The sequence below is a fragment of the Paraburkholderia sp. SIMBA_053 genome (assembly GCF_046534895.1).
Lineage (GTDB): Bacteria > Pseudomonadota > Gammaproteobacteria > Burkholderiales > Burkholderiaceae > Paraburkholderia > Paraburkholderia caledonica.
In genome coordinates, this window is sequence record NZ_JAWRXU010000100.1 from 1 (window position 1) to 467 (window position 467).

1 protein-coding gene is annotated in these 467 nt (G+C 64.7%); it reads left to right on the plus strand.

Features of this window, described 5'->3' with window-relative positions:
* On the plus strand, window positions 1–467 hold a 467-nt coding region (locus SB753_RS34745), incomplete at both ends, for a PepSY domain-containing protein (protein ID WP_410804571.1).

Consider the following 467-nt stretch of genomic DNA (forward strand, 5'->3'; position numbering starts at 1 on the left):
GCTTGCCGTTTCATCTGGTGATGGCGCTGTCGGTTGTGGGCTTCGGGTTGCACGACTACATCTACAGTGCGCAAGACAAGCTGATCTACGACGGCAAGCTGCAACCGATGCTCGTCGCACAGAATCCGTTCTTCGGCAAGGCGCCCGCGAAGCCCGAACAGGACGCGACGAAACTGCTCGCGCCCACGACTTTGCTCGACAAGGTGCGCGCACAGGCGCCCGGTTTCGAGCCGGAAGAGCTGACATGGCGGCGCGCGGGACAGCCTGGCGCGACTGTCTTCGTGCGCGGCGAAGACCCGCATTACCTCGCGCGCAGCGGCGGCTTCGCGTTGATGGACCCCGTCAGCGGCGAGTTCGTGAACCACAAGTTCCTGCCCGGCGATGGCAACGGCGACAACTGGGCCGCCGCCACGAGCGCGATTTACGCGCTGCATTTCGGCAGCTATGGCGGCGCGCCGATTCAATGG